15 protein-coding genes are annotated in these 13929 nt (G+C 72.8%); 12 read left to right on the top strand and 3 right to left on the bottom strand.

The window, feature by feature from the left end:
* Nucleotides 1-83 precede the first annotated feature (83 nt).
* Genes ACYVAQ_RS21050 through ACYVAQ_RS21095 form a run of 10 tightly spaced genes read left to right on the top strand, consistent with a single transcriptional unit; the run spans nucleotide 84 to nucleotide 9131 of the window.
* Nucleotides 84-1301 carry an acetyl-CoA C-acetyltransferase gene (locus ACYVAQ_RS21050; protein ID WP_460792504.1) on the top strand — a complete coding sequence of 406 codons (1218 nt, stop codon included), beginning with the start codon at nucleotides 84-86 and terminating at the stop codon, nucleotides 1299-1301.
* The gene (locus tag ACYVAQ_RS21055; RefSeq protein ID WP_460792505.1) at nucleotides 1301-2053 is read left to right on the top strand and encodes an SDR family oxidoreductase; all 753 of its coding nucleotides are present in this window, start codon (nucleotides 1301-1303) and stop codon (nucleotides 2051-2053) included. The genes ACYVAQ_RS21050 and ACYVAQ_RS21055 overlap by 1 nt, the downstream gene beginning before the upstream one ends.
* A 34-nt stretch (nucleotides 2054-2087) precedes the next feature.
* Nucleotides 2088-2846, top strand: a complete 759-nt coding sequence (locus ACYVAQ_RS21060; protein ID WP_460792506.1) for an SDR family oxidoreductase — start codon at nucleotides 2088-2090, stop codon at nucleotides 2844-2846.
* Between the two features lie 13 nt (nucleotides 2847-2859).
* Nucleotides 2860-3312 carry a MaoC family dehydratase gene (locus tag ACYVAQ_RS21065; RefSeq protein ID WP_460792507.1) on the top strand — a complete coding sequence of 151 codons (453 nt, stop codon included), beginning with the start codon at nucleotides 2860-2862 and terminating at the stop codon, nucleotides 3310-3312.
* Nucleotides 3312-4334: a phosphotransferase family protein gene (locus ACYVAQ_RS21070; protein WP_460792509.1), complete on the top strand. Its 1023-nt coding sequence runs from the start codon at nucleotides 3312-3314 to the stop codon at nucleotides 4332-4334. Before ACYVAQ_RS21065 ends, ACYVAQ_RS21070 begins: the two co-directional genes overlap by 1 nt.
* On the top strand, nucleotides 4334-5569 hold the full coding sequence (locus ACYVAQ_RS21075; protein WP_460792510.1) for an acyl-CoA dehydrogenase family protein: 1236 nt from the start codon (nucleotides 4334-4336) through the stop codon (nucleotides 5567-5569). Before ACYVAQ_RS21070 ends, ACYVAQ_RS21075 begins: the two co-directional genes overlap by 1 nt.
* A complete protein-coding gene (locus tag ACYVAQ_RS21080) occupies nucleotides 5566-6759 on the top strand; it encodes an acyl-CoA dehydrogenase family protein (protein ID WP_460792511.1) in 1194 nt (397 codons plus the stop codon). The genes ACYVAQ_RS21075 and ACYVAQ_RS21080 overlap by 4 nt, the downstream gene beginning before the upstream one ends.
* The gene (locus tag ACYVAQ_RS21085) at nucleotides 6756-7856 is read left to right on the top strand and encodes an acyl-CoA dehydrogenase family protein (RefSeq protein ID WP_460792512.1); all 1101 of its coding nucleotides are present in this window, start codon (nucleotides 6756-6758) and stop codon (nucleotides 7854-7856) included. Before ACYVAQ_RS21080 ends, ACYVAQ_RS21085 begins: the two co-directional genes overlap by 4 nt.
* 9 nt (nucleotides 7857-7865) lie before the next feature.
* Nucleotides 7866-8063 (top strand): hypothetical protein, encoded by a 198-nt coding sequence (locus ACYVAQ_RS21090; RefSeq protein ID WP_460792513.1) that lies wholly within the window; start codon nucleotides 7866-7868, stop codon nucleotides 8061-8063.
* 36 nt (nucleotides 8064-8099) lie between these two features.
* Nucleotides 8100-9131 carry an LLM class flavin-dependent oxidoreductase gene (locus ACYVAQ_RS21095; protein WP_460792514.1) on the top strand — a complete coding sequence of 344 codons (1032 nt, stop codon included), beginning with the start codon at nucleotides 8100-8102 and terminating at the stop codon, nucleotides 9129-9131.
* Here the strand turns inward: ACYVAQ_RS21095 and ACYVAQ_RS21100 are convergent.
* Nucleotides 9118-10095 (bottom strand): Kelch repeat-containing protein, encoded by a 978-nt coding sequence (locus tag ACYVAQ_RS21100; protein ID WP_460792515.1) that lies wholly within the window; start codon nucleotides 10093-10095, stop codon nucleotides 9118-9120. The genes ACYVAQ_RS21095 and ACYVAQ_RS21100 overlap by 14 nt on opposite strands.
* Complete coding sequence (locus ACYVAQ_RS21105) at nucleotides 10092-11291, bottom strand: YncE family protein (RefSeq protein ID WP_460792516.1); 1200 nt, start codon at nucleotides 11289-11291, stop codon at nucleotides 10092-10094. The genes ACYVAQ_RS21100 and ACYVAQ_RS21105 overlap by 4 nt, the downstream gene beginning before the upstream one ends.
* Nucleotides 11292-11379: 88 nt before the next feature.
* On the opposite strand from ACYVAQ_RS21105, the gene ACYVAQ_RS21110 reads away from it, so the two are divergent.
* The gene (locus ACYVAQ_RS21110; protein WP_460792517.1) at nucleotides 11380-12597 is read left to right on the top strand and encodes a MurT ligase domain-containing protein; all 1218 of its coding nucleotides are present in this window, start codon (nucleotides 11380-11382) and stop codon (nucleotides 12595-12597) included.
* On the top strand, nucleotides 12590-13315 hold the full coding sequence (locus ACYVAQ_RS21115) for a type 1 glutamine amidotransferase (protein WP_460792518.1): 726 nt from the start codon (nucleotides 12590-12592) through the stop codon (nucleotides 13313-13315). Before ACYVAQ_RS21110 ends, ACYVAQ_RS21115 begins: the two co-directional genes overlap by 8 nt.
* On the opposite strand, the gene ACYVAQ_RS21120 is transcribed toward ACYVAQ_RS21115, so the two are convergent.
* Nucleotides 13293-13835: a gamma carbonic anhydrase family protein gene (locus tag ACYVAQ_RS21120; RefSeq protein WP_460792519.1), complete on the bottom strand. Its 543-nt coding sequence runs from the start codon at nucleotides 13833-13835 to the stop codon at nucleotides 13293-13295. The two genes, ACYVAQ_RS21115 and ACYVAQ_RS21120, sit on opposite strands and share 23 nt — an antisense overlap.
* Nucleotides 13836-13929: the final 94 nt, after the last annotated feature.

Here is a 13929-nt window from a genome sequence, read left to right on the forward strand (position 1 = left end):
ACCTCCCTCCTTGACGACGGCCGTAGCATGGACGAGAGTAACGCTAAGCAAGCGCTTAGTCACTTTCCTGAGGAGCCCTGGAAATGCCCGAAGCAGTCATCGTCTCCACCGCCCGCTCCCCGATCGGTCGGGCCATGAAGGGCTCGCTCAAGGACATGCGGCCCGACGACCTCGCCGTGCAGATGGTGCAGGCCGCGCTCGCGAAGGTCCCCGAGCTGGACCCCGCCGACATCACCGACCTGATCCTCGGCGTCGGCCAGCCGGCCGGCGAGTCCGGCAACAACCTGGGCCGCGCCGTCGCGGTCCTCTCGGGCATGGACCGCCTCCCCGGCGTCACGGTCAACCGCTACTGCTCCTCCAGCCTGCAGACCACGCGGATGGCCTTCCACGCGATCAAGGCCGGCGAGGGCGACGCCTACATCTCCGCGGGCGTCGAGACCGTGAGCCGGTTCGGCAACGGCTTCGCCGACAACCCCGAGGGCCAGAACCCGCTCTTCGCTGACGCGCAGGCCATCACCGCCAAGCGCGCCGAGGGCGGCGCGGACAAGTGGCAGGACCCGCGCGAGTCCGGCGAGCTGCCCGACCTCTACATCGCGATGGGTCAGACGGCCGAGAACGTCGCGCAGGTGCTGGGCATGTCGCGCCAGGAGCAGGACGAGTTCGGCGTGCGGTCGCAGAACCTCGCGTGCCAGCGCATCGAGGAGGGCTTCTGGGAGCGCGAGATCGTCCCGGTGACGCTGCCCGACGGCACGGTCGTGTCCAAGGACGACGGCCCGCGCCCGGGTACGACGTACGAGGCGGTCAGCCAGCTCAAGCCGGTCTTCCGCCCCGACGGCACGATCACCGCGGGCAACGCGTGCCCGCTCAACGACGGTGCGGCGGCGCTGGTCATCATGAGCGACGAGAAGGCCAAGGCGCTCGGCCTGACCCCGCTCGCGCGGATCGTGTCCACCGCGGTCACCGGTCTGTCGCCGGAGATCATGGGCCTCGGCCCGGTCGAGGCCATCCCGGCCGCGCTGAAGAACGCCGGCATGGGCATCGGCGACATCGACCTGTACGAGATCAACGAGGCGTTCGCGGTGCAGTCGCTGGGCTCGGCCCAGCAGCTCGGCATCCCGGTCGAGAAGCTCAACGTCAACGGCGGCGCGATCGCGATCGGTCACCCGTTCGGCATGACGGGTGCGCGGATCACCTCGACGCTCATCAACTCCCTGCAGTGGCACGACAAGCAGTTCGGCGTGGAGTCGATGTGCGTCGGCGGTGGCCAGGGCATGGCGATGGTCATCGAGCGGCTGTCCTGATGCGGCGCTTCGAGGGCAAGACCGCGGTCGTCACCGGCGCCAGCCGGGGGATCGGCCTCGGCATCGCCGAGCGGTTGGTCGCCGAGGGTGCCCGCGTCGTGATCACGGCCCGCACCAAGGAGGCCCTCGACGAGGCCGTCGCGCACCTCGGGGGTCCCGAGGTCGCGGTGGCCGTCGCGGGCAAGGCCGACGACGTCGAGCACCAGGCCGAGACGATCCGCACCGCGATCGAGACCTTCGGCAGCCTCGACCTGCTGGTCAACAACACCGGCATCAACCCGGTGTACGGGCCGCTGGTCGACCTCGACCTGGACGCGGCGCGCAAGATCGTCGAGGTCAATTGCATCGCCGCGGTGTCGTGGGTGCAGCAGGCCTACCGCGCCTGGATGAAGCAGCACGGTGGCGCGATCGTCAACGTCTCCTCGCTCTCCAGCGTCCGCACCGCCCCGATGATCGGCTTCTACGGCGCGTCCAAGGCGATGCTCAACTCGCTGACCGAGCTGCTCGCCGTCGAGCTCGGCCCTGACGTCCGGGTCAACGGCGTCGCGCCGGCCGTGGTGAAGACGAGGTTCGCCAAGGCCCTGTACGAGGGCCGCGAGGAGGAGTCGAGCCGCGCCTACCCGCTCAAGCGCCTCGGCGAGCCCGAGGACATCGGCAGCGTGGTCGCCTTCCTGCTCTCCGACGACGCGGCCTGGATGACCGGCCAGACGGTCCTCGTCGACGGCGGCGTCAGCCTCACCGCCGGCGAGTGACCCGGCGTCCCTCCACCCCCAGAGGAGCAACCGCATGACCAACACCCGCACCGCCATCGTCACCGGGGCCGCGCGCGGCATCGGCGCGGCCGTGGCGCGGCGCCTGGCGGCCGACGGCCTGGCCGTGGCCGTCCTCGACCTCGACGAGTCGGCCTGTGCCGACGTGGTCAAGCAGATCGAGGCCGACGGCGGCCGCGCCGTGGCCGTCGGCGTCGACGTGTCCGACGAGGCGGCCGTGGCGGCCGGTGTCGAGCGCGTCGCCGCCGAGCTCGGCGAGCCGACCGTCCTGGTCAACAACGCCGGCATCACCCGCGACAACCTCATCTTCAAGATGAGCATCGACGACTGGGAGCAGGTCATGGGCGTGCACCTGCGCGGCTCCTTCCTGATGACCCGCGCGGTGCAGGGCCACATGACCAAGGCCGGTCACGGCCGGGTCGTGACCATGTCGAGCACCTCGGCGCTCGGCAACCGCGGCCAGGTCAACTACGCCGCCGCCAAGGGTGGGCTGGAGAGCTTCACGCGCACGCTCGCGATCGAGCTGGGCAGGTTCGGCATCACCGCGAACGCCATCGCACCGGGCTTCATCGACACCCCCATGCTGTCGGCCACCGCCGAGCGGATCGGGATGTCGTACGACGACTTCCTGGCAGCCGGCACCAAGACCATCGCCGTGGGCCGACCCGGCACCCCCGACGACATCGCCCAGGCGGTGTCGTTCTTCGTCGATGAGCGGTCCGGCTACGTCAACGGCCAGGTCCTGGCCGTCGCCGGCGGCCCGTCCCACTTCTGAACCCGGAGGCACCATGAAGACTTTCAACGGCATCGAGGAGCTGCAGGGCGCCGCCGGCACCCACCTCGGCTACTCCGACTGGCACACCGTCGACCAGGCCCAGATCGACGCGTTCGCCGACGCGACCGGGGACCACCAGTGGATCCACGTCGACCCGGAGCGCGCCGCCGCGGGGCCGTTCGGCGCCACGATCGCGCACGGCTTCCTGACCCTCAGCCTGCTGCCGATGCTGTGCGAGCAGGTCTACGAGGTGAAGGGCGTCAGCGCCGGGGTCAACTACGGCGCGAACAAGCTGCGCTTCCCCGCGCCGGTGCCGGTGGACTCGCGGCTGCGGGCCGGCGTGGAGCTGCTCGGGATCACCCCGATCGCGCTCGGCTACCAGCTCGCCACCCGCGTGACCATCGAGCGCGAGGGCGGCGACAAGCCGGCCTGCGTGGTCGAGATGCTCGCGGTCGTGGTGCCCTGATGCCGGCGGACGCTCCTCCGGGGCTGGACCTCGGCCGGCTCGGCGCCTGGTTCGCCGAGCACGTGCCGGGCGCGGGCGGGGAGCTCGAGGCCACCCTGATCGCGGGCGGCAAGTCCAACCTGACCTATGCCGTCACCGACGGCAGCCGGGAGTGGATCGTCCGCCGCCCGCCGCTGGGCCACGTGCTGGCAACGGCCCACGACATGGCCCGCGAGTACCGGGTGATGTCGGCGCTGCAGGAGACCGCCGTCCCGGTCCCGCGCACCGACGCGATGTGCGCCGACACCGAGGTGCTCGGGGCCGAGTTCTACGTGATGCAGCGCTGCGCCGGTACGCCGTACCGGCTGGCCGAGGAGCTGCTCCCGCTCGGACCGGAGCGGACCCGCGTGATCTCCGAGCGGCTCGTCGACACCCTCGCGGCGCTGCACGCGGTCGACCCCGCCGAGGTCGGTCTCTCCGACTTCGGCCGACCCGAGGGCTTCCTCGGCCGTCAGGTCAGCAGGTGGAAGAAGCAGCTCGACGCGTCGTACTGCCGTGACCTCCCGGCCGCGGACGAGCTGTACTCGCTGCTCGCGGCGAACGTGCCCCAGGAGTCCGCGACCGGCATCGTGCACGGCGACTTCCGGCTCGACAACGTGCTGGTCGACGACACCGACCAGGTGACGGCCGTCCTCGACTGGGAGATGGCCACGCTCGGCGACCCGCTCACCGACCTCGCCCTGATGCTGCTCTACGGGCGCCTCGGCCAGGTCGGCGGCGACGCGGTCAGCAACGTGTCCGTCGCCCCCGGCTACCTCACCGAGGACGAGGTCGTCGCGCGCTACTCGCACGGCAGCGACCGCGACCTGTCCGGATTCGGCTTCTACCTCGGGCTCGCGGCGTACAAGCTGGCCGCGATCCTCGAGGGCATCCACTACCGCTTCCTGCACGGCCAGACCGTCGGCCCCGGCTTCGACCGGATCGGCGACGCCATCCACCCCCTGCTCGACGCCGGGCTCACCGCTATGAAGGAGAACCACTGATGGATTTCGCGTACGACGCCCGCACCGAGGAGCTGCGCGCCAGCATGCTCGACTTCATGGAGCAGCACGTCTACCCGGCCGAGGCGGTGTTCCACGAGCAGATCGAGCAGCTCGAGAACCGCTGGGCCTGGGACTCCGTGCCCGTGCTCGCCGAGCTGCGTGCGGAGGCCCGCAGCCGCGGCCTGTGGAACCTCTTCCTCCCCGGTGAGGAGGGCGGCGGTCTGACCAACGTCCAGTACGCGACCCTCGCCGAGATCTCCGGCCGCAGCATTCACCTCGCTCCGGCGGCCATGAACTGCGCCGCACCGGACACCGGCAACATGGAGGTCCTCGCGGTCGCCGGCAACGAGGAGCAGAAGAAGAAGTGGCTCGAGCCGCTGCTCAACGCCGAGATCCGCTCGGCCTTCGCGATGACCGAGCCCGACGTGGCGTCGTCCGACGCGACCAACATCGAGCTGAGCATCGTGCGCGACGGCGACGAGTACGTCCTCAACGGCCGCAAGTGGTGGATCACCGGCGCGATGAACCCGAACGCCAAGATCTTCGTGGTCATGGGCAAGACCGACCCTACGGCCGCGCGGCACCGCCAGCAGTCGATGATCCTGGTCGAGCGGGACACCCCCGGCCTCGAGGTCGTGCGCGCCATGCACGTGCTCGGGTACGACGACCACGAGCACGGCGGTCACGCGGAGCTGCGCTTCACCGACGTACGCGTCCCGGTCGGGAACCTGCTGATGGGCGAGGGCGACGGCTTCGCGATCGCGCAGATGCGCCTCGGCCCCGGCCGGATCCACCACTGCATGCGCTCCCTCGGCCTCGCCGAGCGCGCGGTCGAGCTGATGTGCGCGCGCGCCGAGAGCCGCGTCGCCTTCGGCAGGCCGCTCGCCGAGCAGGGCGTCATCCGCGACTGGATCGCGGAGTCGCGGGTCAAGATCGAGCAGCTGCGGCTGCTGTGCCTCAAGGCCGCGTGGCTGATGGACACGCAGGGCAACAAGGCCGCGCACACCGAGATCCAGATGATCAAGATCGCCACCCCGGCGGCGGTCGAGTGGATCCTCGACAAGGCGATCCAGACCCACGGCGCCGGCGGCCTCTCTCAGGACTTCCCGCTCGCCAACATGATCGCCGGCATCCGCACCCTGCGCTTCGCCGACGGTCCGGACGAGGTCCACAAGAACGCGCTGGCCAAGAGCGAGCTGGCGCGGCAGGCCGCGACCCGGGAGGCGCGCGCATGACCGACGCGGCCGCGGCGCTGCAGCAGCAGGTCGAGGAGTTCCTCGCCTCCCACGACCCGGCGACGACGGAGCCGCTGGAGTTCCTGCGTGCGCGCTTCGACGCGGGCCTGGCGTGGGTCGCCTATCCCGAGGGGTACGGCGGCCAGGGCCTGCCGCGCGCCCTGCAGCCCGGCGTCGACGCGGCCTTCGCGGCCGCGGGTGCGCCGAGCAACCGGCCCGAGGTCAACGGCATCGGCCTGGGCATGGCGGCGCCGACCATCCTGGCGTTCGGGACCGAGGAGCAGAAGCAGCGCTTCCTGCGGCCGTTGTGGACCGGTGAGGAGATCTGGTGCCAGCTGTTCTCCGAGCCCGGCGCGGGCTCGGATCTGGCGAATGTCTCGACCCGCGCGGTCCGCGACGGTGACGAGTGGGTCGTGAACGGGCAGAAGGTGTGGACCTCGGGTGCGCACAACGCCTCGTTCGCGATCCTGGTGGCGCGCACCGACCCGGACGCGGTCAAGCACGCCGGCCTGACCTACTTCCTGTGCCCGATGACCGACCCCGGGGTCGACGTACGCCCGCTGCGGCAGATCACCGGCGAGGCCGAGTTCAACGAGGTCTTCCTGTCCGACGTACGCATCCCGGACAGCCAGCGCCTCGGCGCGGTCGGCGAGGGGTGGAAGGTCGCGAACGCGACGCTCAACAACGAGCGGGTCGCGATCGGCAGCGGCGCCAGCGCCCGGGAGACCGGGATGATCGGCCGGGTCGCGCAGACCTGGCGCGAGCACCCCGAGCGGCACACCGCCGAGCTGCAGGACCGCCTCGTGCGGCTGTGGGTCGATGCCGAGGCCGCCCGGATCACCGGCCGGCAGCTCGCGCAGAAGCTCGCCTCGGGTCAGCCCGGCCCGGAGGGCTCGATGATGAAGCTGCTCTTCGCGAAGACCGCGCAGCAGCTGTCCGGCCTCGAGGTCGAGATCCTCGGCGAGGACGGCCTGCGCTACGAGGACGAGCAGGGCTGGGAGATGGTCCGGCCCGGCCGCGTCGAGTTCACCGGCCGTGACGCGGGCTACCGCTACCTGCGGGCCAAGGGCAACTCGATCGAGGGCGGCACGTCCGAGATCATCCGCAACATCGTGTCCGAGCGCGTGCTGGGTCTTCCGGCCGAGCACCGCACCGACAAGGACCGTCCCTGGAAGGAGCTCGCCAAGTGAGCACCTCTGTGCCTGCCGCCGCCGACCTGGCCCTGCTGGCCACCGACGTCGAGACCGACCTGCGCGGCACGGTCCGCGACCTGCTCGCCGACCAGTGCCCGCCGAGTGCGGTCGCGGCGATCTACGACGGCGACCGCTCGGTCGTCGCGCCGTTGTGGAAGGCGCTCGCGGTCGACCTCGGCCTCGCCGGTCTGCTGGTGCCCGAGGACCTCGGCGGCGTGGGCGCGTCCGCTCGCGAGGCCGCCGCAGTGCTCGACGAGCTCGGTCGCGCGTGCGCGCCGGTGCCGTTCCTGACCAGCGCGGTCGTCGCCACCACGGCGCTGCTCGCGCTGGAGGGTGACCTCGCGCGGTCGACCCTCGCCGCGGTCGCATCCGGGGAGCGGACCGCCGCCCTCGTCGTACCGCTGTCGACCGGGCCGGACGGTTCGCTACCCGAGCTGACCGTCACCGACGGCGCCGTGACCGGCACGGTGCGCTCGGTCGCCGGTGTGCTCGAGGCCGACGTCCTGCTCGTGGTCGCCGGCGGCGCGCTGCTGCTCGTCGAGCGCTCCGAGGCGGACGTCACGGCCGTGAGCTCGCTGGACATGGCGCGCCAGCTCGCCGACGTCACCTTCTCCGGTACGCCGACGCAGGTGCTCGCCGAGGACGCCACCGGCGCGGTGCGGTCCGCGCTGCTGACCGGCGCTGCCCTGCTGGCCTCCGAGCAGTCGGGGGTGGCGCGCTGGTGCCTGGAGGAGACGGTGGCCTACCTGAAGATCCGCAAGCAGTTCGGCCGCGTGGTTGGCGGGTTCCAGGCGCTCAAGCACCGCCTCGCCGACCTGTACGCCGAGGTCGAGTCCGCCTCCGCCACGGCCCGCTACGCGGCCGCCGCCCTCGCCGAGGGCGAGGACCTGGAGGTGTCGGCGCGGGTTGCGGCGGCGTACTGCTCCGACATCGCGGTGCACGCGGCGGAGGAGGCGGTGCAGCTGCACGGTGGCATCGGGATGACGTGGGAGCACCCCGCTCACCTGTACCTGAAGAAGGCGAAGGCCGACCAGATCGCGCTCGGCACGGCGGGTGCCCACCGCGCCGCGCTCGCGCCGCTCGTCGATCTCTAGGATCGGAGCGTGAGCATCGGACGCGTCGTCGGGATCGTCGCAGCGCTCGCGCTGATCGGCGTCGGCGCGTTCCTGTGGGCGGCGGGCATGGGCTGGGTCGGTGCGTCGGGCGACACCAGCTCCTACTGGGCCAACATCGGCGGCGGGCTCGCCGGGCTGGGCCTGGCCCTCGGCTTCGTCGTCCTGAGGCCGGGCCGCACCAAGTAGCGGGAATCAGGCGGGCGGAGGCTGTGTTGGGGACGCGTGACTGAGATCGAGTTCGGCCTGGACACCTTCGGTGGCGTGACGTACGACGCCGACGGCAACCCGGTCCCGCACGCGCAGGTGATCCGCGACATCGTCGAGGAGGCGGTGCTGGCCGACCGGGTCGGCCTGGACTTCTTCGGCGTCGGCGAGCACCACCGCGCCGACTTCGCGGTGTCGAGCCCGGAGATGGTGCTGGCCGCGATCGCGGCCCGCACCGAGCGGATCCGGCTCGGCTCGGCGGTCACGGTGCTCAGCTCCGACGACCCGGTGCGGGTCTTCGAGCGGTTCGCGACGCTGGACGCCGTGTCGGGCGGGCGGGCCGAGATCGTCGCCGGGCGTGGCTCGTTCACCGAGTCGTTCCCGCTGTTCGGCTTCGACCTCGCCGACTACGAGGTGCTCTTCGAGGAGCGGCTCGAGCTGCTCGCGGCGCTGCTGAAGGAGGAGCCCGTCACGTGGGAGGGCACGACCCGGGCGGCGCTCACCAACCAGGAGGTGTTCCCGCGCACGCAGGGCGGCCTGCGCACCTGGGTCGGCGTGGGTGGGTCGCCGGAGTCCGTCGTCCGCACGGCCCGGTACGGCTTCGGCCTGTTCCTCGCGATCATCGGCGGCCCGGCCGACCGGTTCGCGCCGTACATCGACCTCTTCCATCGTGCGCAGGACCAGTTCGGCGTCCCGCGGCAGCCCATCGCGGTCCACTCGCCGGGTCTCGTCGCGGAGACCGACGAGGAGGCACGCGCGATCGTCCACGACGGCTGGCTCGCGATGCGCACCCGGATGGGCCGCGAGCGCGGCTGGCCGCCGCCGGGGCCTGGCGACTTCGAGCGTGAGATCGAGGGAGGCGCGCTGTACGTCGGCTCCCCCGAGACCGTCGCGAAGAAGATCGCCGCGACGCTGGGCGTGCTGGAGGTCGACCGCTTCGACCTCAAGTACGACCAGGGCCGGGTCCAGCATGCCGACCTGCTGCGCTCCATCGAGCTGTACGGCGAGCGGGTGGTCCCGCTCGTCAAGGACATGCTCAGCGGAGCGTGACCTCGAGCTGGTGATCGGTGTCGGCCGGTGACTCGCCGCCGACGACGACCTGTCGCGACCCGACCGTGGCGACCGCGGCGTCGGCCAGCGGCCGGTGCAGCCGCCCGGCGCGCGTGACCTTGTCGCTGCGCGGATCGAACCACCACAGCCGCGTGCTCAGCGTGTCCGGCCCGGTCCGGCCGCCGAGGATGAGCACCCGCCCCCCGAGCGGTACGGCGACCGCGTGCCCGAGACCCACCGGGAGCTCGCCCACCACGCGCGCGGCGCCGGTGCGCGGGTCCACCCGCTGGATCGCGCGCTGCTCCGCGCCGCTGCGCTCGCCGCCGAACAGCCACACCGACCCGTCCACGACAGCGCTCGCGGGGTAGCGCACCGGCACGGGGAGCCGGCCGATCGCGCGCCAGCGCCGGCCGTCCGTCGAGGCGAGGATGTCGGGCTCGGCGGGCCGCGTCCCGTCGTACCCGCCGAGCACGAGCACGCGACCGCCGACCGTGGCCGCGACGAGGTCCGAGCGGGCCTGGGGCAGGTGGCCGACGACGCTCCACCGGTGCCCGTCCCACTCCTGCACGACGTCCTGCTCGGACGCGTTGCCGCCACCGATCACGAGCGGCCGGCCGGCCAGCAGGGCGCCCGCGGTGTCGTGGACGGGAACCGGCAGCGACGGCATCCGGTGGACGGTCCCGCCCGCCGTCATCAGGTACGTCGACGCACTCGATGCATCGCCGTCGAGCAGTCCGCCGGCGACGATCGTGCCGGCCGGCGTGCTGACGACGGCCTCGCGTGCGATCGGGCCCGGCAGCCGTTGCGGCAGCACGCGGACGACGAGGCGGGTGGGTGCCGCCGGCGGCGGCGGAGCCGTCGTGGGGGACCCGGGAGCCGGCGTCGTGCCCGCGGTGGGGCCCGCAGCGGGGGCCCCGCACCCGGTCAGCAGCAGCAGCCCGGCGGCGAGGGCGACCCGCCTCATCGCATGATCCCGGTGTGGCCGAGGGAGTAGCGCCCCGGCTGCGGCCAGACCAGCAGCCCGTGCGGGCTGCCGCCCGGCACCCGGATCCGCGCGACCAGGTGACCGGTGCGGGTGTCGAAGCCGTAGACGACCCCGTCGTACCGACCCGAGACCCAGAGCACCCGGCCGTCGGCCGACAGCCCGCCCATGTCGGGTGACCCGCCGCCGGGGATCCGCCAGGTGGCCGTGAACCGACCCCGCGCGAGGCTGAAGACCTGGACCGCGCCGGCCCGGCGGTCGGTCAGCAGCAGGCGTCGCTGGTCGCGGGTGAAGTAGATGCCGTGCGGCATGGCGAGCGTCGGGTACCGGTGCGCGACGTGGAAGCGGTCCCACGGGATCCTCAGCAGCAGGTCGCGACCCATGTCGGCCACGAAGAAGCTGCGTCCGTCGGGCGCGAGCCGGACGTCCTGCGGCATCGACATCCCGGGCAGGCGCAGGTGGCCGATGACGCGGTGCCGGGCCGTCGACACCTTCAGCAGCTCACCGGAGAACTCACAGCTGACGACGAAGTAGCGCCCGTTCGCGGAGAAGTCGGCGTGGTTCGGGCCGCGGCAGGTGCGGTCGTGCACCACCTGCTGCCGGTGGAAGGAGTGCGGCGTGGTGAACACGATCCGGTCGTGCTGCTCGTCCATGACGATCGCCTGCCGGCCGTTCGGGGTGAAGTAGAGGTTGTACGGCCGGTCGGTGTGCACCGCGTGCCGCATCCGGCCGGTGCGCGGGTCGATCCGGGCGAGGTGGTCCGACGCGCTGGCCTCGACGTACAGGGTGCGCAGGTCCCACGAAGGCGTCACGTGCTGGTCCAGCGACCCGGTCGGCAGCACCCGCACGATCCGGTGCGTGCGCTGGGAGATCACCGTGGTGTGCCCGGACGCCTCGCTGTCCGGCACGTAGAGGAGGGGCCGGTCGTGGCGGACGCTCCTGCTCAGCTCCCCGGGCCGGTCCGCGGCGTACACACCGCCCGGAAGGGGTACCGGCATCCCCGGCAGCGGGTTCCGGTACGGCGCCGGTACAGCGGGCCGCGGCACGCTCCGCGCCGCTGTGCTCGGCGTGGCCGCCCCGAGCACGACGTCCTGCGGCGGGTTGCCGGTGCGGCAGCCGGTGGCGGTGAGGAGGACCCCGATGACGAGGAGCAGCAGCGGTCGTCGGCGTGAGGTCATCCGCCCACCGTCCCGTCGCCGACCTGCCGACAACCTGACCACGCAGGCGGTCAGGTTGTCGGCAGGATCGGGCTGGTCCTCTCGGAGCATGGCTGACCGGTACCCCCGAATCGGAGGAGCGCTCCTCCTGGCGCGCCTCGTCGCCTGGCTGTCCCGCCGCGTGCTGCACCGCGGGGGCAACGTGATCGGAGGCGCGGTGCTGCTGCGCCTGGCGCCCCGGCGGGTGGCCGCGAAGGCCCGCCGGCACCGGATCACCCTCGTCTCCGGGACGAACGGGAAGTCCACGACCACCGCCATGGTCGCCGCCGCGCTGGGGGCGGCGGCGCCCGTGACGTCCAACCGCGACGGGGCGAACACCCCGAACGGGCTGGCCTGGGCGGTCGCCCGCGCCGCGACGGACGAGGTGGTGCTCGAGGTCGACGAGGCCTGGTTGCCGTGGGCCGCCCGCGAGCTGCGGCCGGCCACGGTGTTGCTGCTCGACCTCACTCGCGACCAGCTGCACCGCAAGCCGGAGATCCTGCCGCTCGCTGCTGCCTGGCGGGACGCGGTCAGCGGGGTGCCGCTGGTCGTCGCCGTTGCCGACGACCCCGCGGTGGTGTGGGCCGCGCAGACGGCCGGTCGCGTCGAGCACGTGGCGACCGCGGCCGAGTGGTCGTCGGACTCGGTGCTGTGCCCGGTCTGCCGGGCGCTGCTGCACGACCGCGCCGCGGCGTGGTGGTGCGGCTGCGGCTTCCACCGGCCCGTCGCCACGACGGTGGCGTCCTCCGGCCACATCCGCGTCGACGGCGAGGACGTCGGCGGCTACACCACGCTGCCGGGGCCTGCGAACCTCGCCAACGCGGCGATGGCGATCGCCGCCACCCGCGACCGGGTCGACCCCCGCGTCGCGCTCGCCGCGATCACCGAGCAGGTGCACGAGGTCGCCGGCCGCTACCAGGAGGTCCGGGTGGGCGACCGGTCCCTGCGGCTGCTGCTCGCCAAGAACCCGGCGGGGTGGCAGGCCACCCTGGGCATGCTCCGGCCGGGTGCGTCCGTCGCCCTGGTCTTCAGCGCCGAGGGTGTCGACGGGCGCGACACCTCCTGGTTGTACGACGTCGCGTTCGACCCGCTGCGGCAGCGGTCCGTCGCCGTCGCCGGCCCGCGGGGCACCGACCTCGCGGTCCGGCTCCACCTCGACGGCATCGAGGCCGGGGCGGCGTACGCCTCCGCCCGCGCCGCGGTCGGATCGCTGCCGCCGGGAGCGGTCGACGTGGTGGCGACGTACGACGCCTTCCAGCACGTCCGACGGGAGCTCGACGTTGCCTGACCTCTCCGTCGTCCTCATCTACCCCGAGCTGCTCGGCCTGTACGCCGACCGCGGCAACGCGCTCGCGCTCGGCCACCGTGCGCGGCTGCGCGGGTGGAGCTGCGAGGTCGTCGAGGTCGCGGCGGGTGAGGCCGTGCCGGAGGGTGCCGACATCTACCTCCTGGGAGGCGGCGAGGACGCCGCGATGGTCCCGACCCTCGAGCTGCTGCGCGCGCAGAGCGGGCTGCCGCACGCGATCGACCGGGGCGCGGTCGTGCTGGGCGTCTGCGCGGGCTTCCAGCTGCTGGGTCGTCGGTTCAGCAGCCCCGACGGGGTGCTCGTCGACGGACTGGGCCACCTCGACGTCGAGTCGCGATCCCTGCCGGGCCGTCGCGCGGTCGGGGAGGTCCTCGTGCGGTCCGAGGTGGCCGGCGAGCTGCAGGGCTTCGAGAACCACCGCGGCGACGCGCGGCTGGGCGCGGACGCGACCCCGCTCGGCACCCTCGTGCGCGGCATGGGCAACGGCGACGGCGCGACCGAGGGGGCTGTGCAGGACAACGTGATCGGCACCTACCTGCACGGGCCGGCGCTGGTCCGCAACCCCGACCTCGCCGACGTGCTGCTGGCGCGCGCGGCCGGCGTACCGCTGGCGCCGGTGACCGACGAGCTCGTCGAGCGGCTGCGCGCCGAGCGCCGCGCGGTGACCGGCGGGCGACTCAGCTGGTGGGCTCCTCGGTGAGGGGCTTGATGCCGGCCTTGTGCCGCTGCGCCAGCCCGGGGTAGTACTGCGGGTTCAGCTCCACCCAGAGCGCCGCACCGGTGCCGGCGAGCTCCTTGACCGGCTTGGCCGGCGTGCCCGACACGAGCATGCCCTCGGCGATCTCGGTGCCCGGCGTGACGACCGAACCGGCCGCGACGAGCGAGCCGGCGCCGATGACGACGCCGTCGAGCAGCACGGTGCCGTTGGCGATCAGCGCCCGCTCGCCGACCGACTTCCCGTGGGCCACGACGGCGTGCGCGATCGTGGCGAACGCACCGATCTCGAGGGTCTCGCCCGGGCCGGCGTGGAGCACCGCGTTGTCCTGGATGTTCGCGCCCTCGCGGACCACGATCGAGCAGTCGTCACCCCGCAGGACCGCGCCGTACCAGATGCTCGCGCCCGCCTCGACGACCACGTCGCCGATCAGCGTCGCGGTCGGGGCCACGAACGCGTCCGGGTGGATCTGCGGCCGCTTGCCCTCGAACTCGTAGATGAACATGCGTTTCTCCTATGTCAAGCAGCGGCCGCGAGTCCGGTCGCGGGTGCTGCTTGATCGGTCATCAGGTGGTTGAAAACGACTCGTGCGAGCCGTC

The organism is Nocardioides maradonensis (assembly GCF_054777115.1).

Excerpts from the sequence above, each read along its gene's own strand:
- ACYVAQ_RS21075 (WP_460792510.1), top strand. The coding sequence starts at position 4,334 with ATGGATTTCGCGTACGACGCCCGCACCGAGGAGCTGCGCGCCAGCATG.
- ACYVAQ_RS21080 (WP_460792511.1), top strand. The coding sequence starts at position 5,566 with ATGACCGACGCGGCCGCGGCGCTGCAGCAGCAGGTCGAGGAGTTCCTC.
- ACYVAQ_RS21065 (WP_460792507.1), top strand. The coding sequence starts at position 2,860 with ATGAAGACTTTCAACGGCATCGAGGAGCTGCAGGGCGCCGCCGGCACC.
- ACYVAQ_RS21050 (WP_460792504.1), top strand. The coding sequence starts at position 84 with ATGCCCGAAGCAGTCATCGTCTCCACCGCCCGCTCCCCGATCGGTCGG.
- ACYVAQ_RS21105 (WP_460792516.1), bottom strand. The coding sequence starts at position 11,291 with ATGACCTCACGCCGACGACCGCTGCTGCTCCTCGTCATCGGGGTCCTC.
- ACYVAQ_RS21100 (WP_460792515.1), bottom strand. The coding sequence starts at position 10,095 with ATGAGGCGGGTCGCCCTCGCCGCCGGGCTGCTGCTGCTGACCGGGTGC.
- ACYVAQ_RS21110 (WP_460792517.1), top strand. The coding sequence starts at position 11,380 with ATGGCTGACCGGTACCCCCGAATCGGAGGAGCGCTCCTCCTGGCGCGC.
- ACYVAQ_RS21060 (WP_460792506.1), top strand. The coding sequence starts at position 2,088 with ATGACCAACACCCGCACCGCCATCGTCACCGGGGCCGCGCGCGGCATC.
- ACYVAQ_RS21055 (WP_460792505.1), top strand. The coding sequence starts at position 1,301 with ATGCGGCGCTTCGAGGGCAAGACCGCGGTCGTCACCGGCGCCAGCCGG.
- ACYVAQ_RS21070 (WP_460792509.1), top strand. The coding sequence starts at position 3,312 with ATGCCGGCGGACGCTCCTCCGGGGCTGGACCTCGGCCGGCTCGGCGCC.
- ACYVAQ_RS21120 (WP_460792519.1), bottom strand. The coding sequence starts at position 13,835 with ATGTTCATCTACGAGTTCGAGGGCAAGCGGCCGCAGATCCACCCGGAC.